The organism is bacterium, from assembly GCA_021158245.1.
GTDB lineage: Bacteria > Zhuqueibacterota > QNDG01 > QNDG01 > QNDG01 > QNDG01.
On the sequence record JAGGVB010000086.1, the window covers coordinates 1 to 23,830 of the forward strand.

At 37.7% G+C, this 23,830-nt stretch carries 20 protein-coding genes and 1 pseudogene; all 21 read left to right on the forward strand.

The features are described 5' to 3' along the window. Window positions 1-344 (forward strand): nucleotidyl transferase AbiEii/AbiGii toxin family protein (locus tag J7K93_05080; protein MCD6116366.1); only part of this gene is annotated, 344 nt, incomplete at its 5' end. 98 nt (window positions 345-442) lie between these two features. Continuing rightward, the gene (locus J7K93_05085) at window positions 443-1,396 is read left to right on the forward strand and encodes an ROK family protein (protein MCD6116367.1); all 954 of its coding nucleotides are present in this window, start codon (window positions 443-445) and stop codon (window positions 1,394-1,396) included. 42 nt (window positions 1,397-1,438) lie between these two features. Next, the gene (locus tag J7K93_05090) at window positions 1,439-4,012 is read left to right on the forward strand and encodes a hypothetical protein (protein ID MCD6116368.1); all 2,574 of its coding nucleotides are present in this window, start codon (window positions 1,439-1,441) and stop codon (window positions 4,010-4,012) included. 226 nt (window positions 4,013-4,238) lie between these two features. Further along, complete coding sequence (locus J7K93_05095; GenBank protein ID MCD6116369.1) at window positions 4,239-5,333, forward strand: D-alanine--D-alanine ligase; 1,095 nt, start codon at window positions 4,239-4,241, stop codon at window positions 5,331-5,333. A 164-nt stretch (window positions 5,334-5,497) separates the two neighbouring features. Continuing rightward, window positions 5,498-6,781, forward strand: coding sequence for a thermonuclease family protein (locus J7K93_05100; GenBank protein MCD6116370.1), 1,284 nt, complete (start codon window positions 5,498-5,500; stop codon window positions 6,779-6,781). Between the two features lie 12 nt (window positions 6,782-6,793). Then, on the forward strand, window positions 6,794-7,447 hold the full coding sequence (locus tag J7K93_05105; protein MCD6116371.1) for an MjaI family restriction endonuclease: 654 nt from the start codon (window positions 6,794-6,796) through the stop codon (window positions 7,445-7,447). A 68-nt stretch (window positions 7,448-7,515) separates the two neighbouring features. Further along, entirely contained in the window at window positions 7,516-8,292 is a 777-nt protein-coding gene (locus J7K93_05110) for an ABC transporter ATP-binding protein (protein ID MCD6116372.1), read from the forward strand. Then, window positions 8,289-9,929 carry a hypothetical protein gene (locus J7K93_05115; GenBank protein ID MCD6116373.1) on the forward strand — a complete coding sequence of 547 codons (1,641 nt, stop codon included), beginning with the start codon at window positions 8,289-8,291 and terminating at the stop codon, window positions 9,927-9,929. Before J7K93_05110 ends, J7K93_05115 begins: the two co-directional genes overlap by 4 nt. Before the next feature lie 32 nt (window positions 9,930-9,961). Next, window positions 9,962-11,635 (forward strand): amidohydrolase, encoded by a 1,674-nt coding sequence (locus J7K93_05120; GenBank protein ID MCD6116374.1) that lies wholly within the window; start codon window positions 9,962-9,964, stop codon window positions 11,633-11,635. A 305-nt stretch (window positions 11,636-11,940) separates the two neighbouring features. After that, a complete protein-coding gene (locus tag J7K93_05125) occupies window positions 11,941-13,215 on the forward strand; it encodes an NAD(P)H-dependent oxidoreductase subunit E (GenBank protein ID MCD6116375.1) in 1,275 nt (424 codons plus the stop codon). Between the two features lie 18 nt (window positions 13,216-13,233). Beyond that, window positions 13,234-15,114 (forward strand): 4Fe-4S binding protein, encoded by a 1,881-nt coding sequence (locus tag J7K93_05130; GenBank protein MCD6116376.1) that lies wholly within the window; start codon window positions 13,234-13,236, stop codon window positions 15,112-15,114. Next, window positions 15,114-17,114 carry a (2Fe-2S)-binding protein gene (locus tag J7K93_05135; GenBank protein MCD6116377.1) on the forward strand — a complete coding sequence of 667 codons (2,001 nt, stop codon included), beginning with the start codon at window positions 15,114-15,116 and terminating at the stop codon, window positions 17,112-17,114. Before J7K93_05130 ends, J7K93_05135 begins: the two co-directional genes overlap by 1 nt. 51 nt (window positions 17,115-17,165) lie before the next feature. Next, a pseudogene (locus J7K93_05140) lies at window positions 17,166-17,474 on the forward strand (phage integrase N-terminal SAM-like domain-containing protein). After that, a complete protein-coding gene (locus J7K93_05145) occupies window positions 17,460-19,610 on the forward strand; it encodes a RecQ family ATP-dependent DNA helicase (protein ID MCD6116378.1) in 2,151 nt (716 codons plus the stop codon). Before J7K93_05140 ends, J7K93_05145 begins: the two are co-directional and overlap by 15 nt. Window positions 19,611-19,620: 10 nt before the next feature. Then, window positions 19,621-20,772: a DNA-protecting protein DprA gene (locus J7K93_05150; GenBank protein MCD6116379.1), complete on the forward strand. Its 1,152-nt coding sequence runs from the start codon at window positions 19,621-19,623 to the stop codon at window positions 20,770-20,772. 292 nt (window positions 20,773-21,064) lie between these two features. Further along, the gene (locus J7K93_05155) at window positions 21,065-21,499 is read left to right on the forward strand and encodes a Fic family protein (GenBank protein ID MCD6116380.1); all 435 of its coding nucleotides are present in this window, start codon (window positions 21,065-21,067) and stop codon (window positions 21,497-21,499) included. A 127-nt stretch (window positions 21,500-21,626) separates the two neighbouring features. Then, entirely contained in the window at window positions 21,627-21,887 is a 261-nt protein-coding gene (locus J7K93_05160; GenBank protein MCD6116381.1) for a methyltransferase domain-containing protein, read from the forward strand. A gap of 61 nt (window positions 21,888-21,948) precedes the next feature. Next, window positions 21,949-22,551 carry a sulfur carrier protein ThiS adenylyltransferase ThiF gene (gene thiF, locus J7K93_05165; protein MCD6116382.1) on the forward strand — a complete coding sequence of 201 codons (603 nt, stop codon included), beginning with the start codon at window positions 21,949-21,951 and terminating at the stop codon, window positions 22,549-22,551. A gap of 2 nt (window positions 22,552-22,553) precedes the next feature. Beyond that, entirely contained in the window at window positions 22,554-22,754 is a 201-nt protein-coding gene (gene thiS, locus J7K93_05170) for a sulfur carrier protein ThiS (GenBank protein MCD6116383.1), read from the forward strand. Between the two features lie 43 nt (window positions 22,755-22,797). Next, window positions 22,798-23,064, forward strand: coding sequence for a hypothetical protein (locus J7K93_05175; protein MCD6116384.1), 267 nt, complete (start codon window positions 22,798-22,800; stop codon window positions 23,062-23,064). Beyond that, window positions 23,051-23,641 (forward strand): hypothetical protein, encoded by a 591-nt coding sequence (locus tag J7K93_05180; protein ID MCD6116385.1) that lies wholly within the window; start codon window positions 23,051-23,053, stop codon window positions 23,639-23,641. Before J7K93_05175 ends, J7K93_05180 begins: the two co-directional genes overlap by 14 nt. The last annotated feature ends 189 nt before the right edge of the window (window positions 23,642-23,830 follow it).

Below are 23,830 nucleotides of genomic sequence, written 5' to 3' on the forward strand. Positions count from 1 at the left end.
CTACCAGTCGTATGAAAGATTATTATGATATTTTATTTTTGGCGGAAAATAATGACTTCATATTACAGAAACTTAAAATGGCAATTGAGGCTACTTTTACCCGAAGAGAAACAGATTTAGGAAGCCGCTTTTTTATCTATAGGTCAGATTATATCTCAGAGAAAGAAAAGATGTGGAAAGTGTTTCTTAATAGAATTGGAATTGAAAGAAGAGTTGATTTCTCACAGGTTATTAAAATGATTGAAAAGTTTTTAGAACCTGTGATTGTAGCAGACAAGAAAGAAGAAAATTTAATTTGGGATTCAAGGGCTTGGTCATGGAGAGCAGCTTCTCTCCCGGAATGATAATATGAAGAGTTGTCATTTCGAAGGATTGTAAGCGGCTGAGAAATCTCCAGGGATTGGATGCAGGGACAGATGTATAATAACAAAGGTGTAAAGATATGGCGGATCTGTTTATCGGCGTAGATGTAGGCGGTACTAATATAAAGACCGGCCTTGTTACAGAAGATGGTGTAATTTTAACTGAAAAGAAAGTTCCCACTCATGCTGATAAGGGGCATGAGTATATTTTAAAACATATTGCAGGTATTGTTAATGACCTTAAGAAAGGTGAGAATGTAAAAGGTGCCGGTATAGGCATGCCCGGGCAGGTTGATTTTAAAAGAGGAATTTTTTTAGCAGGGCCAAATCTTCCGGGCTGCAGGAACGTTCATATTGTAGAGGCTATGGAAAAAGAGCTTTCTATGCCTGTAATACTTGATAATGATGCTAATCTTGCAGCACTTGCTGAATTCTCGGCAGGAGCAGCAAAAGGATTTGACAGCGGTATGCTTGTAACCCTCGGCACAGGAGTAGGAGGCGGAATTATTATCAACGGAGAGATATTCCATGGAGCTTCCGGTGCTGCAGGGGAATTCGGCCACATAATAGTAAAAACAGACGGGCCTGTGTGTTCATGCGGCAGAAGAGGATGTGTTGAAGCGTTCGCAGGCACTCCTGCTCTTTTGCGCAGCCTGCAGGAAAAACTTGATAAGGGACGCGTCTCTGTATTAAAGGATGTTCCTCCTGATAAGCGGACTCCAAAACTTTTAAGTGAAGCTGCACAAAAGGGAGACGAAGCTGCAATTGAGGTTTTTTCAGAGGCGGGTTTTTATCTTGGGGTAGGGCTTGCGAATGTCATTAATCTGCTGGAACTGCAGAGGATTGTTGTGGGCGGAGGTGTTGCAAATGCAGGGAATTTTATTCTTGATCCTGCAAGGGAATCTTTTTATAAAACAGCTCTTAAAGACAGTGTAAAAGGTGTTGAAATTGTTCCTGCAAAACTTGGAAACAGTGCAGGCCTGGTCGGAGCTGCAGAAATGGTTAAAAGAAAAGTGAGGAAAGGAAACTTTTAATATTTATGTACGTCTTTAAAATAAAAGATTTAAAGAACTGTTATGACAATTAACCGGTTTCTGAGAATTCCGTTGTTGTTTTTTTCTGTTATCCTTTTTTCTGATCTGTCTGCTCAGACAAAAACTCCTGAAATAAAAAATGGTAGTGTAGAGAAAAGTGATTTGGAAGGCCCTGTTCAGTATGAAGCAGCAGATATCAATATACAGGTCAATGACGGGCTGATGATTCTAACGGGAAGTGCAAAAGTAAGTTATCAGAATATTGTACTGACTGCTGGCAGGATCACAATAAACTGGAATACAAGAATCATGCTGGCAGAGAGTATTCCCGATACTGTTCTGACCGTAAAAAAAGGGTCTGTGGACTCAGTTACGACAGTCAAAGATTCACAATATCCTGAATTTTCCGAATCCGGTGATGTTATGACCGGAGAAGTAATGACCTTTAATTTTAAAACTAAAAAAGGCAGAGTAATCCGGGGGCGTACACAGTTCGAGGATGGCTTCTACAGCGGTAAACGGCTGAAAATGATAAAAGAAGGCAGCCTTAATGTTGCTGATGCTTCATTCACAACATGCGACCATGATCCGCCGCATTTTCACTTCTGGTCACAGAAGATGCGTATAGATGTAAATAAAAGAGTGATTGCAAAGCCGATTGTTTTTTATATTGGACATATCCCTGTAATGGGGCTTCCGTTTTTCTATTTTCCCATAACAAAGGGACGCCATTCCGGTATTCTGACGCCAAGATACGGCATGTCAACAATGGACGGCTGGTATTTACGGGGGCTGGGTTACTACTGGGCAGCAAGCAAGTATTGGGATGTCAAGGGTACAATAGATTATTTCCAGAAGAGCGGGTTTCTTTTCCGCGGGGATTTAAATTACAATGTGCGTTACAAATTCAGTGGTTCTATTTCGGGCTCATGGACACGAAAAGATTTTGATACATACGGTACAAAAGAGAGGCGCTGGGATTTGTCAATCCGCCATTCACAGATTATATCTCCGACTGCAAGATTATCGGTAAACGGATCATTTGTAAGTTCAGGTTCTCTTTATCAGCAGTTAAGTGAAAACAGAGAGCAGAGAATGAGGCAGGAAATCCGTTCCAATGCTACGTATACAAAACAGTTCAGCGGTTCAAAAAGCCTGACTATTAATCTTAATCAAACTAAAAATCTGAAAACCGAGGAGGTTACAGAGACTCTGCCGAGGGTCAGCTTCAGGATGGGGCAGATTCCTCTTTTTAAAATTGGGGATAAAAAAGAGCGTCACTGGTATAACTCAATATATTTTTCTTACAACACAGAAATGCTGTATCAGAGAAAAAAAACATATAGTAGTATTGATTCGGCATTTAGCAACAATAATAATGGTGCATGGCAGCACAGGGCAAACATTTCAGCGCCGCAGAAGTTTTTTGGATGGCTGACTTTCAGCCCGGGTATGAACATGACAGAAACGTGGTACAATAAAGAGAAGGTCTGGTATCTTGACGAGGCGACAGGAAAAATTATTTCTGAAGAGAAGAGCGGATTTTTCACAAGACACATTTACAATTTATCAACTTCATTCAGTACTAAAATTTATGGAATATTCAAGCCACGATTTGCTCCTGATGTTATGATAAGGCATGTTCTTACACCTAATGTAAGTTTCGGGTATCAGCCTGATTTCTCAAATGAACAGTTTGGTTATTACGATGCTGTTGAAGACACTTCAGGCGAATTAAAGTATTACGACCGTTTTTACGGATTTACTTTTGGAGGAACGCCAAAGGGGGGAAGCAAATCACTGAATTTCAGTGTCAGCAACCTGTTCCAGATGAAAACAGGCGAAGGGGATAAAGAACGGAAGTTCAACCTTTTTACATGGAACCTGTCATCTTACTATAATTGGAAAAGTGCTGAAAAAAAACTGGGCAGGATAAGTTCATCATTCAGGGCCAGCCCCTTTAAAAGTGTAGACGTTTCTCTTAACTCCTCATATTCACCTTATGCAGTTGATGAAGAAGGGGCAGAGACATCCGAACTTCTTTTAAACAGGATTAAAATTGATAATGTAAAAAGTATTTTTAAAAATAATTATTTTAGAATGGTAAATTTTGCAGCAAATCTTAATTTCAGGCTGAAGGGCCAGGGTGCATCAGGCTCCGGTTCAAAAAAGACACAAGCTTCTGAGGGCCAGGGAGACGTATCTCTTGAAGGCTTGAAGAATGTACCGGGAGACCGGTTTAAAATGTCGGAAAGCAGCGGATTTACTATGCCGTGGACCCTAAATTTGACATTCAGCTACACTAAGAATGCCAGCAACCCGTTTAATCCTGTCACTCAGTTCTGGGCAAGGACAAATCTTGATTTTAATCTTACCAAGCATTGGAAAATTTCTTACAGAGCACATTTTGATCTTGAAAAAAAAGAGGTTGTAAGCCAGGATTTTTCTTTCAGGCGGGACCTTCACTGCTGGGAAGCTTACATTGCATGGACTCCGACAGGCTACAACAAGAGATTCTACTTTAGAATTAACATTAAATCAAGTATGCTGAAGGATATTAAATTTGAAAAAGGGAAAAGTACGAGAGGGTTCAGTTCAATAGGTAATTATTTTTAGTGAATAGTGAATAGTGAAAAGGGAATAGTGAATAGGCTGTACTGCCCGGCCGGCCATTTTTATCCATGAATTAGACGAATCCGTCAAAAGCCGGAAAGGTTTTACGGATTTTTGGGGCGGAGGAGTTAATCCGTAAGGATTTTACACATTATCTGTTGCAACGGATGTAACTTCTTATTATTTTAAAATAGTATTCACGTCTCTATTTTTTGGGAGAGTACTTTTTATGACAAAAAAGAAAATTGCAGTTATTTTCGGAGGGAGGTCTCCGGAGCATACAATATCCATAACTTCTGCAATGGGCATTTTACAAAACATAGACCGCAGTGAATATGAAGTTGTGCCTGTCAGAATTTCCATGGAAGGCGAATGGAACTATCTTCCGGATCTCGAGCTCCCCGAATCATTGGAGGATCTTAAAAACCCGGGGTTCCCTGCATTCCTGGGTGACCCTTCCACAGCAGGGCTGATAGTCATGGAAAATGATAAATTCCGAACTTTAAAACTTGATGCTGTATTCCCTGTACTTCACGGCCCGTTCGGAGAGGACGGGACAATTCAGGGCCAGATTCATATGGCAGGGCTGCCGTGCGTGGGCGCTGGTATTGCAGCTTCTGCTCTAGGTATGGATAAAGTTTTGATGAAAGAAATTTTTTTACAGGATGAACTGCCTGCAGTTGATTTTATATGGTTTCTGCGTTCAGCATGGAGAGAAAAACAAAAAGAGATTACACAGGCAGTTGAAAAAGAGATAGGATTCCCCTGTTTTGTAAAACCGGCAAATGCAGGGTCCAGTGTGGGGATTACAAAGGTTAAAGATGTCTCTTCCCTGGTTCCTGCAGTTGATGAAGCAGCGCAGTATGACCGCAAAATACTGATTGAAAAGGGTATTAACGGCAGAGAGTTTGAATGCGGTATTCTGGGGAATGATAAACCTGAAGCTTCTGTAGTTGGAGAGATAATTCCTGCAAATGAGTTTTATGATTATGATGCCAAATATGAAGACAAAGGCAGTAAAACTGAAGCACCTGCAGATATCCCTCATGAAATTTCAGAACGAGTAAGAAATCTTGCAAAAAAAGCATTTACTGCAATTGACTGCTCAGGCATGGCAAGAGTTGATTTTCTATACGATACTGAAAAAAACGAGATTTATTTAAATGAGATAAATACAATACCGGGATTTACTCCAATCAGCATGTACCCTGTTTTATGGGACAAATCAGGAGTTACTTATTCCGAACTTATAACCAGGTTAATTGAGCTTGCTTTTGAACGGTTTGATGATTTGTCTCAATCCAATATTGTAATGAAGATATGATGAAGGCTAAATACAGAGACGGCAAAATAAATCTGTCGGATTTTTAAAAAGAAAGAATATGGCAGAAACAAAGGGAAGAGCAGACCCTGAAGATATAAAATCCCTTTTGTTGGAGAGAATAAATAATATCAAATCGAATGGTGTATAAACAAGAGGATATTACCATGAATACACACCATAAAATAATTATTGGAGATAGCCGTCAGATGAGCAGTATTGCTAATAAATCTGTTCATCTGATTGTTACTTCACCACCATATTGGCAGTTAAAAGATTATGGTGCTGTTAATCAGATTGGTTATAATGATAATTACGAAAATTATATAAATAATTTAAATCTGGTATGGAACCAATGTTACAGAGTCCTTGATAACGGATGCCGATTGTGTGTGAATATTGGTGACCAATTTGCGCGGTCTATTTATTATGGCAGATATAAAGTAATACCAATAAGAACAGAAATAATCAAATTTTGCGAAAGCATCGGATTCGATTACATGGGAGCAATAATCTGGCAAAAAAAAACTACTTCAAATACTACTGGCGGAGCATCATTAATGGGGAGTTATCCAACTCCAAGAAACGGAATAATTTCTATTGATTATGAATTTATTTTAATATTTAAAAAACTTGGAACACCCGGAAAGCCCAGCAGAGAAATTAAAGAAAAGTCAAGAATGACTAAAGAGGAATGGAAAACATATTTTTCAGGGCACTGGAATTTTGGAGGAGCAAAGCAGGATGGACATATTGCAGTGTTTCCCGAAGAATTACCGAAAAGACTGATTAAGATGTTTGCATTCAAAGAAGATACTGTGCTTGATCCGTTTCTTGGAAGTGGGACAACATCCCTGGCAGCAAAAAATCTTGGTAGAAATTCAATCGGATACGAGATAAATCCAGATTTTATTTCATTAATCAAACAGAAACTGCATGTTGGAAGCGGGCAAAATGCAACTTTTGAATTTATTAAAGAAGAGAAAATTGAAAATTTTCATGAAGAGATAAAGAAGCTTCCATATATTTTTAAAGATTTCCATAAATTTGATAAAAAGATAGATCCTAAAAAACTTCAATTTGGATCAAAGATAGATAGGAATAGCTCTACAAAGAGAGAAGATTACTATACAGTTAAGGAAATAATCAGTCCAGAATTAATAATGTTAAATAACGGCTTAATTGTCAAGCTTATTGGAATAAGAGAGAAGAAAGAGATAAATGGTAAGGCAATGGAATTCTTAAAGTTGAAGACAAAGGGGCAGAAGGTATATCTTAAATTTGATAAAATGAAATATGATAATAATAATAATCTGATGGTCTATTTGTATCTTAAAAACAGGACTTTTATAAATGCTCATTTATTGAAAAATGGTCTTGCTGATATTGATTTAGTCTTTGAGTTTAAAAACAGAGAAAGATTTATTAATTATTTAAAAAACAGTAAATAGGGGGCCTGTATTATGGCAAAAGAGTGGATACTGAATAATACAATGAACAGATTCCAACTTAATTTTAAAAGGAATGTTGGGCCCACCTCGGAATCAATCAGACGATGTTCTCCTAAAACACTGGATGAATGGAAAAATTACTATTTTAAAAATGTTCGTTCAAAAGAACATATAGAAGAACTCGGCAAAAAGTTATATGTAAAAATTACTGAAGTTATTCAGTCAGAAGTTGAAGAAATAACAGAAGACGATTGCATAAATTATATGTTTCAACTTATTATTGACAGAACATTTGATGGATATATGACAGAAATAAAAACTATTTATGGGCAATTGCAGGAAATACTGGAAAAGGAATTTTTAAAGATAAAAATTGAACCCGCCCCTGATGAATGGGATAGATTGTTCAATGTTGATTTTTTTATTAAAATTAGTAAGAGTTTTATCGGCCTGCAAATAAAACCGGTTAGCAGTGGAATACAGTTATCTCAGATATTTAAGGAAAGAAAAATTCAAAGAAATACTCACAATGAATTTACTGCTAAATATGGTGGGAGAGTATTTTATATCTTTTCAGTAAAGGAGAGTGGGAAAAAACAAATTGCAAATCCTGATGTAATAGATGAAATAAAAGTTGAAATCAGAAGATTAGTTGAAGAGAGATAAGCCAGTATGTTTAGGCCAATATACGTGAATAAAAAATCCCATTTGTTGGAAGTTAAAAGGATTGTATAATGATAAAGCTTAATAATCTGTCAAAGAGTTTCGGCACATTAAATGCAGTTGACAGTGTCAGTGTTGAAATACCTGACGGCCAGATATGCGGATATCTCGGGCCTAATGGTGCAGGAAAAACAACTACAGTTAAAATGCTTACAACAATACTGAGCCCTGACAGCGGCACAGCGGAGATAGACGGATTTGATGTAAGAACTCAGTCTCTCGAAGTAAAAAAACGTATAGGATATGTACCTGAATCAGGCAGTATTTACAAGAGCCTGACTCCGTACGAATTTTTATCCTTTGCAGGCAAACTGCACAAAATTGATGCTTCAGTTCTTGAAGACAGGATAAAGGAATTTTCCCGGTTCTTTGGCTTTACGGATCAACTCCACTCACGCATGATTACATTCTCCAAAGGAGAAAAACAGCGGATAGTTATTACAGCAGCGCTTATTCATAATCCCTCGGTTCTGTTTCTTGATGAACCATTAAGCGGGCTTGATGCGACAACTGTGCTTAAATTCAAGGAATTACTGAGAGATATGGCTGCACAGGGAAAGACTGTTTTTTACTGTTCCCACATTCTTGAAGTCGTTGAAAAATTGTGCGACAGAGTGGTAATCATAGACAACGGCAGAATAATTAAAGACGGATCTGTATCAGAATTAAAAAAGATGACAAAACTTTCATCTCTTGAAGATGTATTCAGAAAGCTTACCATGACTGAAAACGTTGATGATGCTGTAGCTGCAGTGTCAAAAAGTATAAGCAGCAGCGGAGAATCATGATGTTAGAGAAGATATTGAAAGTTTTTGGAATTGATAAGGATCAGTTTATTGCAATTGTAAAGATAAGCCTTAAAAATGACTTTCGTCCCGCTGCAGAATCCTCGTCAAAACGAGGGAAAAAACTTTCAGGCACACTCCTTCCATTTATCATTTACAGCTGGCTGGGATTTTTTATGGCTGTTACTCTTTTAACAAAGCATGCTTCCATGCAGGCCTATTCATTTTTCATGATCAGCTATACAATGGTTATGGTCTTTTTTGCGGTGCTTCATGAATTTGATCTTATTCTTATTAATCCTGATGATGCGGATGTTATTTCATTCCGTCCTGTAAATTCTGTTACTTACAGCGCTGCAAAGCTGCTTAATTTTGTTATCTATGTATTGCTTTTAACATTAAGCCTGTCATTCATGCCTGTAGTTATTGCCTTTTTCCTCCCTGGTGCAGGCTGGATTTTCCCTTTACTCCTGTTTAAGGTCACAGGTGTTGCAAGTTTAAGCACTGGCCTAATAGTTGTGATATTTTATACAGAGCTTTTAAACAGAGTGCCTGCAAACAAGCTTAAGGACGGAATTACTTATATGCAGGTTCTGTTTACGCTTATGATTTTTGTTGTGTACCAGCTTGTGCCGCGGCTTGGCTCCGATGTTTTAAATTCAAATGCAGGTACAGCAGGAAAATGGGTAATACTAATGCCTTCCGCATGGTATACCGGTTTCATTGATTTTTTTACAGGCAGGAGTAGTACTTACACAGGGATCTATGCTTTTTTGGCTGTGCTGCTTACTGCAGTAGTGTTTGTTTTCGGAATTAGAAAATTTTCATTAACAGGCGCTGCAAAAATAGCATTTCTCCTGCAGCGCATAGAAAAGGTAAGTGCTGATAAACCAAAAAACAGTATTTTTGCCAATCCTTTTATCCCTATGACATTAAAATTGTTAAAAAACAATGAGTCAAAAGCAGGTTTCTTTTTTGCGTCAGCAATGATTAAAAGGGACCGAAGCGTAAGAGCGGGATTCCTTTCACTTTGTGCAATTCTTATAGCAGCGGTAATTATCTCGCTTTTTGACGGAAGTATTACAGACCCCTTTTTACACGATTCAGCTCTACATTCAGGGCATTTTTCCTATGTGTTTATGTTCTCAATATTCGTAATTTTCTCCCTTGTCAGTTTTATTCAGTTTTCATCTGACTATGAAGGCTCATGGATTTTAAAAATATTGCCGATGGACCATGCCGGAGAGATGTACAGAGGAGCAAGCAGGGTCATTATCGTACAGATTTTATTTCCCTTATATTTTGTAATATTTCTTGTATATGCTTTTAAAATCGGCATTGTTCACGCATTTCTGCAGGTGTTTGTATTCTATTCATTTGGAGCGCTGGCTTTAACCAGCGGGTTATTTTTAATAAAGAGTTTTCCGTTTTCCCTTAAAAGAGTAAGAGGCGATAAAATCCGGACTTTTAAAATGATTTTATTTACATTGCCTGTAATAATTGTTTATAGCATCCTCAAGGAAATAATTTATGCAAATTTTTTTAATCTGTTTATAGTAATAAGTTTACTTTTTTTGATAAATTTCATTCTTGAAAAAATTGCAGTGAAACGTTTGAATAAGATATTGATTGATTATTGACGCTTTTGATTTATTCTACAGGAAGGTATGTTATGAGAATGAACATGATTATAGCAGCAGGGGCAGCAGTTATGGCAGTAACAATATTTTTTCACGGATGCAGCGAAAAGAAATCAAGAGCTGATTTAATTTTAAAAAACGGAGTTATTTTTACAGGGACAGAGGATGGAATTGTAGAAGCAATAGCAATAAAAAAGGACAGGATCATTGCAGCAGGCCCTTTTAATGAAATTGATAAATTGATAACTGAGAAAACCAGGATAATTGATCTTGATGGCAAGTTTGCATGTGCAGGTTTCAACGATGCACATCTTCATCTTTTAAGCGGCGGGTTGAGCATGCTTGAGGTTGACCTGACAGGTGCATCTTCTTTAAGAGAGATAAGAAGAAGGATTGCAAACAAGATTAGAACCCTGGGTCCGGGTGCATGGATTCTTGGAAGAGGGTGGGACCAAAATCTTCTGCCCGGGAAAAAGTGGCCGACAAGGAGAGTGCTTGATATGGTCGCACCGGATGTCCCGATATATTTAAGAAGAATCTGCGGCCATGCGGCTTTGGTTAATACAAAAGCCCTTCGGATATCACATATTACAAAAGATACACCTGATCCCCCTGGAGGAGAAATAGTACACGATCCGAAGACAGGAGAACCCATAGGAATTTTAAAAGACTCTGCAATGGAATTAGTGTCCCAATATATTCCCGGCCCGTCAAAAGAGCAGAAGATAAAAGCAGTAAAACGCGCTCTTGATGAGTTCAGAAGATTTGGCATTACAAGTGTTTCCGAGAACACATCTGCAGATATGTTCAGTATGTACAGTGACTTAGAGAAGCAGGGAAAGTTGACCTGCCGTATTTCTGAAATGGTTCCGGTTGAAACAGGTTTTGACAAATGTGAAAAACTGAGGAAAAAATACAGGGGCCCGTATGTCCGTTTCGGCCTTTTAAAGGCATTTGCAGACGGCAGCCTTGGTGCGAGAAGTGCGGCACTTTTTGAGCCGTATTCCGATAATCCGTCAACCAAGGGTTTAATTCAATACTCTCAGAATGAAATAAATACCCTTGTTGCAGAAGCCGATAAAAGAGGCTTTCAAATGGGGATTCATGCAATCGGCACAAGGGCCAATTATATGATTTTAAATGCTTATGAATTTGCGCAGAAGAAAAACGGAAAGAGAGATTCCAGGCATAGAATTGAGCATGCTCAGATTCTGATTCAAGATGGAATTCCGCGTTTTAAAGAACTCGGAGTTATTGCATCAATGCAGCCTTTTCACTGTATTGATGACATGCACTGGGCGGAAAAGTTTATAGGCCCAAGAAGGTGCCGTTATGCTTATGCATGGAGGAGCCTTATGAGTAATGGCGCCAATGTTGCTTTTGGCACTGATTGGCCCATTGCACCTCTTAATCCTCTTGTAAGCATCTATGCCGCAGTAACAAGAATGGATACAACAGGATATCCTGCAGGAGGCTGGTTCCCGGACCAGAGGCTGACTGTTAAAGAGGCGCTCCTGAACTATACAAGGACATCGGCTTATGCAGAATTTTGTGAGAAGGAAAAAGGTGTTTTAAAAAAGGGCATGCTTGCAGATATAGTTGTTTTGGATAAAAATATTTTAAAAGTTTTTCCGGAAGATATTTTAAAAACAAAAGTTGTTTATACAATAGTCGGCGGAAAGATTGTATACGAGAAGGGGAAGTGATTTAACAAGCTGTGACAGACGGTGTTGTTTTGATCCCTGAGTAGGTAGCGGGTGATTTTCGAAGGCCAATGTATTTACGGAAATAAAAGAATGCAAGAAAAATACCGTACTGAATGCATGGTTTATATTGTATAAGATTATATTTTAGGGTTTCTGAAGGATGATGCAATTATAGCCGGCCTTTTTAAAAAATTCTCTTGAAAGCACGTGCCGTAATGCTTATATTTGAATGTCAATATGATATGTTTAAACAGCATTAATAAATCTTTAAATAAAATTTAATCTATTTACTTGGAGGTACGGGAATGTCACAAAGTGCAGTTGACGCAATGCGGAAAGCGCACGAACTATTGGCCGCCTATGATTTTAAAGTAATTGAGCTGGAAAGAGGGTACGCCAGGCGGACTCTGCGAATCGATCTTGATACAAACCGGATAACCGAACATCCGGTTACTCAGAAGACGATTGATCTCTGGACAGGAGGGAAGGGCTTTGATCTGTGGCTCATGTTTCAGGAGATTGATAAAAACACAAAATGGAATGATCCCAATAACCCGATATGTTTTTCTCCCGGGCCTTTGGGGGGCACAACATCTTTCCCCGGAACAGGAAAGACACTGGTTACTTCAATCTCGCCCATTACTAAATCGATTATGGATTGTAATGTAGGCGGATATTTTGGCCCCTATCTTAAATTTTCCGGATATGATGCGTTAATGGTTATCGGCAAGGCAAAAGAGGATGTAATTGTTCTAATTGATGCTCAGACGGGAAAAATCAGTATTGAGAAAGCTCCTGAAGAAAGTGTTAATTCTCACCTGCTTGCAGAAGAACTTACAGAGATGTACGCTGATAATGAACTTGACCGCAGGAATGTATCTGTTGTATCATCTGGCAGAGGTGCTGAACATACACACATGGGTGTCCTGAACTTTTCATTTTATGACTGGCGAAGAAGGCAACCCAGGCTTAAACAGGCAGGAAGAGGAGGAATTGGGACGGTTTTCCGCAATAAAAATCTGAAAGCAGTTGTTGTCAGGAATAAAGACATAACCCCTGCGTGGAGAGTTGCGGAGAATAAGGTCCAAAAAATGGTACAGCCGGATAATATCCCTCATTGTGACTGTACTGCTGAAATTGAGCAGATATGCGAAAAGTGGAACAATGATCCTGAATATGTTATTGAGATGATGCAGGATGTTCAGGAAAGATACCGTTGTATTCCTCCTGAAACTCTCGATGTTATAAACAGCAGAACAAGAACACCAAAGGCTTATCTTTATCATATAGCAACATTTTACAAAACATTCAGCCTTGAAGAAAAGGGCGAAAAGACCATTCAGGTCTGTATGGGAACTGCATGCCATGTCAAAGGTTCTGCTAAGATTCTTGATGGATTTGAACGGGAACTTAACATCAAAACAGGCGAGACAACAAAAGACAAGAAGTTCTCTCTTGAAGCAGTTGCATGTCTCGGAGCATGTTCTCTTGCACCGGTTGTCAAGATCGGAGATAATGTGTTAGGCGGTGTGCAGGTAAAGGATGTTAAAAAGATTATTAAAAATGCTGAACAGGAATAAGCCAGAGAGGTGGAATAAATGCCAAGATTGAATATAAAAGATTTAGAAGCCGTGGCCCTGAAAGAAAAGGAGAAACTGAGCAGGTACAAAGGCATGGTAATGGTCTGTAATGGTACCGGGTGCGTTTCTGCCGGGGGCTTTAAAATAAAAGATAAACTTGAAGAGGTTATTAAAGCAAAAGGTCTGGATAAAGATTATCTCGTAGTTGGTACAGGGTGTAACGGATTTTGTGCAATGGGACCTATCTGTGTTATACAGCCTGAAGGTACTTTTTATCAGAAAATTAAAGAAGAGGATGTTGAAGAGCTTGTTGAGAGCCATCTTGTAAAAGGGAAACCTCTTGAAAGGCTTCTTCATAAAGACCCTGTTTCAGGCGCTGTAAATGAGAAGATAGATGATATTTCATTTTTTTCCAAACAGCAGCTCATTGCACTTCGCAATAAGGGGCTTATAGACCCTGAAAATATCAATCACTACATTGCGAGAGGCGGATACAGGGCGCTGAAAAAAGTTTTTGAAGAAAAAGATCCCGACGGAATTATTCAAACAGTAATAAAATCAGGAATAAGAGGAAGAGGAGGCGGCGGATTTCCCACAGGAATAAAATGGCAGTCCGGTAAGAAAGCAGCAGATGAGAAAAAAGAAGATATCTATATTATATGTAATGGCGATGAAGGCGATCCCGGTGCTTTTATGGATCGTTCCATAATTGAAGCGGATCCCCACACTATAATAGAAGGCATGGTGATCGGGGCTTACGCAGTCGGAGCAAAAGAAGGATTTATCTATCTTAGAAAAGAGTACCCTCTTGCACTCAGCCGTTTTAAAATTGCACTTGACCAGGCAAGAGAAAGCGGATTTCTCGGTAAAGATATTCTTGGAACAGGGTTTGAATTTGATATTGCAGTCCATCAGGGCGCAGGAGCTTTTGTGTGCGGAGAGAGTACAGCTCTAATGGCTTCAATGTCAGGAAGGGCAGGAGAGCCAAGAGCCAAATATGTTCATAATACTGAAGTCGGATTCAGAGACAAGCCTACTATTCTTAACAATGTGGAGACATGGGCAAATATTCCGATGATTATTGAAAAGGGCTCGGAGTGGTTTTCAGCAATCGGGAGCGGTGATGTGAGTAAAAGCCCGTGGAACGGCTCATCCGGCACAAAGGTTTTCTCCCTTGTGGGTGATATAAACAACACAGGCCTTGTTGAAGTCCCCATGGGCATTTCTCTGCGTGAAATAATCTATGATATCGGCGGCGGAATACCGAACAACAGAGAATTTAAGGCAGTACAGACAGGAGGCCCCTCAGGCGGCTGCATACCTGCATCTAAGCTTGATATGCCTGTGGATTTTGACTCTCTGACCGAAGCAGGCTCTATGATGGGTTCAGGCGGCATGATTGTAATGGATGATCATACATGTATGGTTGATGTTGCAAGATATTTTATAAATTTTCTTATGGATGAATCTTGCGGAAAGTGTACACCATGCCGTGAAGGCCTCTTTGCATTGAACAATATTTTGACAGGAATTACAAAGGGAGAGGGTAAAGAGGGCGATATTGAGAAACTTGAGGAGATATGCCATACTGTAAAAGAGGCAAGTCTCTGTCAGTTGGGCCAATCAGCTCCCAATCCGGTTCTTTCCACAATAAGATACTTCCGCGAGGAGTATGAGGAACACATAAGAGATAAAAAGTGCAGAGCCGGTGTATGTAAGAGCCTTATTAAATATTCCATAAATGATAATTGTACGGGTTGTCATGTCTGTGCAGTGAACTGTCCGGTACAAGCGATATCCGGAAATGTAAAAGAGATGCATTCAATAGATCCTGAAGTTTGTATTAAATGCGGCATCTGCTATGAAGTCTGCAAATTTAACGCAGTGGAGGTGCGATAATGGCTGTAGAAAAAATTAAACTGAACATAAATGGCAAAGTAGTAGAAGCCGCTAAAGATACCTATCTTTTAAAAGTTTTACAGGACCAGGGGCTTCAGATTCCTACACTCTGCTATCACAAAGATTTGACTCCAGGCGGTGTCTGCAGGCTCTGCTCTGTTGAGGTCGAGAAAAACGGAAAACGCAAACTGGTTACTTCATGCAACTATCCTGTAAGGGAAGATATAACCGTTTACACTGAATCGGAAAATGTTAAGCAACACAGAAAAGTTCTTGCTGAGATGTATCTCGGCAGGTGGCCCAATGTACCTGTTATCCAGGATATTGCAAAAAGATGTGGCGCTACTGACAAAGAAAAATTCAAAAGCGAACTTACGGACGAGAATCCCAAAGCATGCGTGCTCTGCGGCAGATGTGTGCGCGGCTGTTCTGAGTTTGTGCAGGAGAAAATCCTTGATTTTGCAGGCAGAGGCATAAAACGACATCTGACAATGCCGTATGGCGAGGTTGACCCCCATTGTATAGGATGTACGACTTGTGCTTATGTATGCCCCACAGGAGCAATAGAAATTATTGACGATATGAATCACCCTGCAGATCATAAGCTTGTACGTGATTACGGTATGAAGATCAATGCAGAGATGGCTACTCTTGATAAGCAGGAGAACAGAATGCGGGAAGTCGGTACTGCAAATATCGTAGATGTTATGAACGCCTATGACCTGTTGCCTGTTTTAAACTATCAGTACGGATCACATAAAGAAGCGTGGAAAATAGAATCCCACACTTTAAAAGAGAAATATTTTACCCAGAACATGCCTGACGGCTGCTGGAAAGGCTGCTCAATGGCGTGTGCAAAAACTACAGAAGGTTTCCTCCTGAAAACAGGGCCTTACAAGGGGCAGAGGGTTCTTGTTGACGGACCTGAATATGAGACAGCTGCGGCAGCTGCAAATATGGGTTGCTTTGATTCTGATTTTCTCATGGAATATAATTTTTATTGCGATACGTACGGCCTTGATACTATTTCTGTCGGAACATGTATGGCTTTTGTTATGGAGTGCTACGAGAATGGTATTATTGATAAAGAGGTTACAGGCGGCAAGGAACTAAAATTCGGAGCAACGGATGAGGTGCTCCAATGCCTGCATGAAATGGCAGATGGTACAGGATTCGGAGTTGAAGTGGGCATGGGAATCAGGTATCTTAAAGAAAAATGGATAAGCGAAGGCAGGGGTGATGCAGATTTTATCTGGAATATAGGTATGGAAGTCAAAGGCCTTGAATATTCCGAATATGTTTGTAAAGAATCTATTGCACAGCAGGTTGGATACAGTATGGCTGTAAAGGGGCCTCAGCATGATGAAGCGTGGCTTATATTTATGGATATGGTTAATAATCAGATTCCAACATTTGAAGACAAGGCAGAAGCCCTCTATTACTATCCTCTCTGGAGAACATGGTTTGGCCTGCACGGCCTGTGTAAGCTTATCTGGAATGATATTGTTCCTGCTGATAACAGCTCTTACAAGCCCCAGGTTGCTGCAAAGGTGCCTGGCCATGTGGAAGATTTCTTCAAGTTCTATGAAGGAGTTCTCGGAAAAAAGATAGATGAACATAAGATGCTGAATGAATCAGCAAGGGTTCATAACCTGCAGAGAGTAATGTGCCGTATGCTCGGCTTCGGAACACGCAAAGATGATATTCCGCCCTACAGAGCCGTAGGCCCTGTCACAGTTAAGGAGTATGAATCGCGTCAGGAGCGGTATGATACGCAGATGAAAGAACTTATCGGAGTTGATCCTGAAGGCAAGAGTACGGAAGAGAAAGTAAAAATCATGCGTGAATTCCGCATGAAGCAGTACAACAAAGCTGTGGATGCAACTTATGACAGACGCGGCTGGACAAGGAACGGTGTTCCGAAGATCAGCAGGTTAAAAGACCTTGGTATAGATCTGCCTGAGATTGTAGAGATTGTAAAGGATGATCAGGAAGATTAATTAGTAGTGTTTTCATTCTGCTTCCCGGGTTAAACCTGGGAAGCAGAATAACTGTTTGAAGATTTTTGTAAATATTTCAGTAAACGAGATTTAAAAGAAATAGCAACAGCAGAAATAAATCGCTATATTTTAAGATTAATTGAATTAAAAAATATCTCTATTAGTAAGCAAAGCCAAAGAATCAATGCGGTTAAGTTTTATTACAAAGAAGTATCTGGCAGGGAAAAGCGGTATTCCGAGTTACACAGACCTGAAAAATAACACAAACTACCCGGAATTTTAAGTAAGAATGAAGTTAAAAGAATTTTTAGTGTAACAAATAATCTTAAATATAAATATATTTTAATGTTTGTGTGCTCAGTATCAGGTATAGCGGATATTTTAAAAAAGCTGCATAAAAAGCAGGATAAAAAAAAGAATGCAATTATAGGTGGGGGCAATTATAGAAAGATTGAAAGAATGGATAGAATAACAGCAGAAAAAGAATTAAGAAGAATATTTGGATTTGAAAAGTTTTATGATGAACAGTGGAAAACCATTGAAAAGCTTTTTGCAGGCGAACGAGTGTTACTAATTGAAAAAACAGGCTTTGGTAAATCTTTATGTTATCAATTCCCAGCCACTCAATTTGATGGCATAACGGTAATATTTTCACCATTGATTGCCTTAATGAGGGACCAAGTTAAAGTATTGAATGAAAAAGGAATAAGTGCAAAATGTATTAACTCCGAAGAATCAAAAAAAGAAAATAAACAAGTAATACAAGACGCACTGCAAGGCAAAATAAAAATTCTATACATAGCTCCCGAAAGACAGGAAAATCTATACTGGATTGAAGCAGCAAGGAAAATGAATTTGTCAATGGTAGTGATTGACGAAGCGCATACAATTTCAGTTTGGGGCCATGATTTCAGGCCTGCATTCAGAAGAATTATCAATTTAGTTAAGTTACTCCCACAAAACTTTCCTGTTTTAGCGACAACCGCAACGGCAACGAAAAGAGTTCAAAAAGATATTGAACAACAAATATCAGGTAACATTACAACTATCCGAGGAAGTTTATTAAGAGAAAATTTTGAATTATATGTTATTAAAGTAAAATCAGAAGATGAAAAACTTTTATGGTTAGCTGAAAATTTGCAAAAATTAGATGGAACAGGAATTATTTATACGGGAACAAGAGTAAATACTGAAATATATTCAAGATGGTTTGAATTTCTCGGGTTAAAAACAACTGAATATAATGCAGGTTTAAATGCCGAAAGCAGAAAAGAAATAGAAAGCGGATTAATGTCAAATAAGTGGAAATCTGTTATTTCGACAAACGCTCTTGGTATGGGCATTGACAAATCGGATATTCGTTTTATTATTCATACACAGATACCGGTGTCACCAATACATTATTATCAGGAAATAGGACGAGCAGGACGAGATGGTAAACCTACAAAGCTGATATTATTTTACAATAACACAAAAGATGAAAAAGGGATAGAAGAAGACTATAAACTTCCGAGATCGTTCATTGACGGGGGTAGGCCGAGTTTACAAAACTATCAAAAAGTAATTAATATTTTAAAACAAGAACCTCTTGGCGAACGCCAAATAATGAAAGCAACAAACTTAAAACAAACACAAGCCAGAGTTATTAAAGCAGATTTAATAGAGCAAGGAATAATTAAAGAAGTCTTATATGGAAGAAGTAAAAAATATGAATATCAATTTAATGCGCCCGAATTAAACACAAAATCATTTAAAGAGTTAAGAAGCCAAAAATTAAAAGAATTGGATTCCATGATTGAATATGTCAACCTTACAACATCCCGAATGAAATTTTTATGTGATTACCTGGGAGACAATACACCTCGTTCTTATTTAAATTGCGATAATACTAACTTGCCTGATTATACTGTTTTAATAAAAGAAGAATACGTAAAGAAACTAACAGGATTTAGAGAAACATTTTTCCCTGTGTTGAAAGTTGAAAGTAAAAATTCAAATATTGTGAATGGAATTGCTTCAAGTTATTATGGAGTTTCAAGTGTAGGAGCGGCAATACATAGAAGCAAATATGAAAATGGTGGTGATTTCCCTGACTTTCTTTTAAGATTAACATTAAAAGCTTTTCGCAAACATTATGGTAATGAAAAGTTTGATTTAATTTTATATGTGCCTCCAACGGAATCAGGTGATTTAGCTAAGAATTTTGCTGAAAAACTTTCAAAAGTGTTAAAAATTCCTATTTCACATAATCTAATAAAAGTATCTGAAACAAAACCACAAAAGGTTTTTCAAAACAGTTATCTTAAAAAAGATAATGTATCAGGTAAATTCGATTATAAAAATCTGGAAGAAATTGCCGGAAAATCAGTAATTTTGTTAGATGATATTTTTGATAGTGGTGCTACAATAAAAGAGATAGGGATTTTATTAACTAAATATAGAGCAGAAAAAATAGCTCCATTAGTAATTGCAAGAACAGTTGGCGGAGATATTTAAAGAGAATTTTATGAATGAAGAATTAGCATATTGGGTTACATTGGCACATTTGCCAAGAATCAAAACAAGAATAAAAAATGAAATAGTCGCTCGCTTATTTGAGAACAAGAAATCAATTGTTGAGTTTTTTAATTTTACAGTGGATGTATGGGAAAATCAATATAATTTATCGGATAGTGATATTTCGATAATAAAATCAGGTATCGATGAGATTCCTAATAATTCTTTTCTCGTAGAAAGTTTATTGGAACAAGGTTATAATGTTTTACCTGTCACTTCACAAGAATATTCTCCAATTTTAAAAAAGAATCTTAAATATAATGCGCCACCAGTTTTATACACAAAAGGCAATCTACAATTATTAAAAGAAGATTCAATAGCAATAGTAGGTTCTCGAAAAGCAAATGAAACATCGCTTCTTTTTACTGATAACGTTTCAAAAAAAGCATCTGAAAATTATAAAGTTGTAGTAAGTGGATTTGCAAAGGGAGTTGATAAACAAGCTCTCGATTCTGCATTAAAATACAAAGGACACAGTATAATAGTTTTACCCCAGGGTATTACCACTTTTAAATCCGGATTTAAAAAATATTACAAGCAAATTATTAATGGTGATGTTTTGGTTTTGAGCACATTCCACCCGAAAGCAAGTTGGAGTGTTCAATTGGCAATGGGGCGAAATCCAATTATTTATGGATTGGCAAAAGAAATATATGTAGCTGAATCAGGTGATAAAGGAGGTACTTGGTCGGGCGTAATTGATGGGCTTTATAAAAAAAGAACAATATTTGTCAGGAAACCTGAGTTTAATGAAAAAAATGCAAATCTTATGCTTATTCAAAAAGGCGCAGAGCCAGTTGATTTTGAAGGTAATATTGTAGAATATAAAGTAACAAGTGAGGAAACCCAGAATATAGTAGCAGAACAGAATCTTGATTACAATGGAAGTGAAAACAAAATTATAGATTTATTGAAAAAAGGAGTTTATACTTCAAGGGAAGTCATTGAGATATTAAAAATTAATTGGACAACAAGAAAAACTACAAATTACTTAAAAACAAAAAAAGATGATATTATTACAATTAAAGGTAACCCTCTAAAATTCACTCATATAAGCAGGAAGGCAAAGCCAAAACAACAGAGTTTATTTGATTTGAAATGATTTAATTGGGAAATGAAATCCCGAAATTGATAAAACAATACGATTTTACTGATGAGAATGGAGATTTTTCTTATTTAACAAAAGCATCAGCTGTTTATTTTTCTAATATTGAGGGGAATGCAATAGATTCAAATCCCTTTATGAATTAAGTAAAAGCAAGTTTAAATCTTCCAAAGAAATTGGAGAAATAGAGAATTTAATTAAAGCGTATAAAATTGTTCAAAAATCTCAATTAACAGAAAAAAATTGTTTAAACGTCATAAGATTTTTTCAAAAACATTATTGATAACAAGTGAGAGAGGAAAAATACAGAGAAGAGCCTGTTGGAGTATTTGGTACATCAAGTTTGGTTTATCTTGCAATTGAACCTGAATTTTTAGCAGGAAAAATGAAAATATTTTGTGATGATATTACAGAGTTGTTATCAGGGGTGTTAACAGAGCGGGAAGTTTTTCATTATGCATCATTAATACATTTAAAGTTTGTTCATATACATCCGTTTATGGATGGAAACGGAAGAGCGGCAAGATTACTGGAAAAGTTTTTTGTTTCTGAAAAATCAGGACAGAAATTTTGGAGAATACCATCGGAACAATATTATAAAGAGCATCAGAATGAATATTACCAGACAGTCAATATTGGGGCTAATTTTTATGAATTGGATTATTATAAATGTTCGGATTTTTTTAGTGCTCTTACCAAGTTATTTGAAAAGATAAAGCACTAAAGCCTGATTAATGTATATCAAGTAATTGAGCGGCAGGTAATTAAATTCAAAGCTATGTATTTCAAAGCGCCCGTCGCCTCATATACCGTCCCTTACACTCCAATCCATTATCAAAATTGAGGTACACATGAAAAAACTTGATCTGGGGTGCGGACCCCATACAAAATTGGAAGGTTCTGTCGGCCTGGATATAAGGCCTGCGCCGCATGTTGATGTTATACATGATCTGAATGTTTATCCCTATCCTTTTGAGGATAATGAGTTTGATTATGTAAATATGTCGCACATTATTGAACATATGAAAGAGCCGCTTAGAACTATGAATGAAGTGTATCGTATTTGTAAAAACGGTGCAACTGTAAGAATTATTACTGGCAGATCTATTTAAAAATTTCAGCAAATAACTATTTCCATACTGCTTATATTTTTGTATATTTAATATTGTAATCATGAAAGAAATATTTAAAAGAAATGTTCCGGGCACGACAGAAATCTTACAGAAAGCAACAGTTGCTATTGCAGGATGCGGGGGTCTGGGATCAAATGCTGCTGCTGCACTTGTGCGCAGCGGCGTGGGCAGTCTTATACTTGTTGATTTTGACACAGTGGAGCTTTCGAATCTGAACCGTCAGTACTATTTTCAGAGTCATGTAGGCATGAAAAAAACAGAAGCGCTTGCTAAGCTCCTTTATGGTATAAATCCTGATGTTAATCTTGAGCTTCACAGTATTGTTCTTGAGCCTCAGATGATAGAAAAACTGTTCAAATCCGCTGATCTCTTAATTGAAGCATTTGACAAAGCGGGAAACAAACAGTGGCTGATTGAATCATGGTGCAGGGCGTTTCCTGACAGGCCTGTTGTAGCTGCAAGCGGCCTTTCCGGTGTGGGACGAACAGAAGCTGTTAAGGTTCACAAAGGCGGAAATATCTATTTTTGCGGAGATGAAGAGTCTCAGGCAGAAGAGGGGTTGTGCGCAGCGCGTGTTGCAATGGTGGCTAATATGCAGGCAAATATAGCAATTGCAGTTCTAACAGGCCAAGAGGAAGTGTAAGAATGATTTTAGTAAATAACAGAGACAGAGTCCCGTATAAACCTGGAATGACAGTTCAGAATCTATTGGATAAAATGGGTTACAGTTATTCTCTTATTACAGTAACTGTGAATGGTACACTTGTCCCCAAAGAGGAGTACGACCATTTTGTAATTAAGGACAATTCTTCGGTAAATGTTTTTCACCTTGCACACGGCGGCTGATTTGGTGTTGGGGGTTGTAAATAATTAAACAATACTAATAATTATGAAAACACAATCTATTGATACTGATGAAAATGCAGAGAGAGCTCTTATTTCTTTGATAAGATCTCAAAGTTTTTCTAAGAAACTGTTTCAGGTATTCTCTTTTTCTCAGACGGCAATGCAATTGTCTAAACGTGCTATTTCAAGATCAAATAAAGATTCAGACATAAATCAGCTCAAATTGCGTTTTATAAAGTATAATTATGGTGAAGATTTGGCGGAAAAAGTCAGAAAGTGTATGGATGAGATAAATAATGCAAAAATCTGAAATATTATCTGCTTTGCAGCCGGTTGTGAACGCTCTGGAAAAACTTTCAATTCCGTATTATATCGGCGGCTCGATTGCAAGTTCCGTTTACGGAATAGCTCGTGCTACAATGGACATTGATATTGTAGCAGATATTAAGATTTGTCACATTTCTTTGCTGAAAAAAGAGCTGGAGGAATTATATTATATTGACGAAGAGATGGTGAAAGAAGCCGTTCGGAATAGTTCTTCATTTAATTTGATTCACATTGAAACGGTTTTTAAGATAGACGTATTTATTATTAAAGATATGCCTTATCAGCAAAATGCGTTGAAACGGAAAATCAAAGATACATTTGAAGGTGATGATGAAAATTCCGAGTTTTATTTTTCATCACCGGAAGATATAATTATTAATAAATTGCAATGGTACGAGCTGGGCAATAGAGTTTCCGAACGTCAGTGGCTTGATGTGACAGGTGTAATAAAAGTACAAGGAGATTCTCTTGATAAAGAGTATCTTAAAACCTGGTCGAAAAAACTCGGCCTTTTCGAATTATTGAAAAATGCTTTTAAAGATACTGAAATTAAATTGTAGATTTTAAGTAAAATCATTCATATATTTAATAAACCAGATAAATAGTACCGGTTTAACGCGGAATATAAAGCCCCAAATATAAACGGAGGCGTTTATGAAGAGCAGAGAAACTAAATTTACGGCTGTTCTTGCATCAGCAGTACTTTTACTGGCTGTTGCTCTTATAAGCAGCTGTACATTTAAGCAGCC

Coding starts and splice junctions, on each gene's coding strand:
- J7K93_05130 (MCD6116376.1), top strand. CDS start 13,234: ATGCCAAGATTGAATATAAAAGATTTAGAAGCCGTGGCCCTGAAAGAA.
- J7K93_05105 (MCD6116371.1), top strand. CDS start 6,794: ATGGCAAAAGAGTGGATACTGAATAATACAATGAACAGATTCCAACTT.
- J7K93_05120 (MCD6116374.1), top strand. CDS start 9,962: ATGAGAATGAACATGATTATAGCAGCAGGGGCAGCAGTTATGGCAGTA.
- J7K93_05150 (MCD6116379.1), top strand. CDS start 19,621: ATGAATGAAGAATTAGCATATTGGGTTACATTGGCACATTTGCCAAGA.
- J7K93_05095 (MCD6116369.1), top strand. CDS start 4,239: ATGACAAAAAAGAAAATTGCAGTTATTTTCGGAGGGAGGTCTCCGGAG.
- J7K93_05145 (MCD6116378.1), top strand. CDS start 17,460: ATGTTTGTGTGCTCAGTATCAGGTATAGCGGATATTTTAAAAAAGCTG.
- J7K93_05160 (MCD6116381.1), top strand. CDS start 21,627: ATGAAAAAACTTGATCTGGGGTGCGGACCCCATACAAAATTGGAAGGT.
- J7K93_05090 (MCD6116368.1), top strand. CDS start 1,439: ATGACAATTAACCGGTTTCTGAGAATTCCGTTGTTGTTTTTTTCTGTT.
- J7K93_05085 (MCD6116367.1), top strand. CDS start 443: ATGGCGGATCTGTTTATCGGCGTAGATGTAGGCGGTACTAATATAAAG.
- J7K93_05110 (MCD6116372.1), top strand. CDS start 7,516: ATGATAAAGCTTAATAATCTGTCAAAGAGTTTCGGCACATTAAATGCA.
- thiF (MCD6116382.1), top strand. CDS start 21,949: ATGAAAGAAATATTTAAAAGAAATGTTCCGGGCACGACAGAAATCTTA.
- J7K93_05180 (MCD6116385.1), top strand. CDS start 23,051: ATGCAAAAATCTGAAATATTATCTGCTTTGCAGCCGGTTGTGAACGCT.
- J7K93_05100 (MCD6116370.1), top strand. CDS start 5,498: ATGAATACACACCATAAAATAATTATTGGAGATAGCCGTCAGATGAGC.
- thiS (MCD6116383.1), top strand. CDS start 22,554: ATGATTTTAGTAAATAACAGAGACAGAGTCCCGTATAAACCTGGAATG.
- J7K93_05175 (MCD6116384.1), top strand. CDS start 22,798: ATGAAAACACAATCTATTGATACTGATGAAAATGCAGAGAGAGCTCTT.
- J7K93_05115 (MCD6116373.1), top strand. CDS start 8,289: ATGATGTTAGAGAAGATATTGAAAGTTTTTGGAATTGATAAGGATCAG.
- J7K93_05135 (MCD6116377.1), top strand. CDS start 15,114: ATGGCTGTAGAAAAAATTAAACTGAACATAAATGGCAAAGTAGTAGAA.
- J7K93_05125 (MCD6116375.1), top strand. CDS start 11,941: ATGTCACAAAGTGCAGTTGACGCAATGCGGAAAGCGCACGAACTATTG.